Source organism: Aminobacter sp. P4_D5 (assembly GCF_056401815.1).
Genome location: NZ_JBFUIP010000886.1, coordinates 1 through 641 on the forward strand (window position 1 = coordinate 1; position 641 = coordinate 641).

Genomic DNA, 641 nt, shown 5'->3' on the forward strand with positions numbered 1-641 from the left:
GCGCCGAAGGGTGCCAGCCGGGCCACGCCCTGCGCCAACTCGGTGGTGGCACCGCGCACGGTCAGCGCGCCCTCCACCACCAGTTCGGCCGCGCCAGGCAAGTCCCGGGCGGCGGCAAGCCGGTCGTCCAAATGGGCGTGCAGCTCCGGCAGCCGCGCGGCCTCGATGGTGAAGCCGGCCGCCATGGCGTGGCCACCGCCCGCGATCAACAGGCCCAACTGCCGGGCCGCGATGATCGCCGCCCCCAGGTCCAGCCCCGGAACGGAACGGCCGGAGCCCTTGCCCATCCCGGCCTCGAAGCCCGCCACGCAGGCCGGGCGGTTGAAGCGCTCGCGCACGCGCCCCGCCACGATGCCGACCACGCCCGGATGCCAGCCCTCGTCCTGCAGCAGCAGGACGGCATGGCCCAGTTCGATCTGCGCCTCGGCCTGGCGCATGGCCGAGGCGAGCACGCCGGCCTCCACCTCCTGCCGCTTGCGGTTCACGGCATCGAGCCGCTCGGCCATGGCGCGGGCCTCGATCGGATCGGTCTCCAACAGCAGCCGCAGCCCGAGATCCGGCGCCGCGATCCGCCCGCCCGCATTGATCCGCGGTCCCAGCACGAAGCCCAGCGTGTGCGCGGAGGGCTCATCCCGCACGGC

Annotated in this window: 1 protein-coding gene; it reads right to left on the minus strand. The window is 74.7% G+C overall.

Annotated features, from left to right (window positions below):
* A partial coding sequence (locus AC1DWF_RS35595; RefSeq protein ID WP_476843165.1) for a DHHA1 domain-containing protein occupies window positions 1-641 on the minus strand: 641 nt, incomplete at both ends.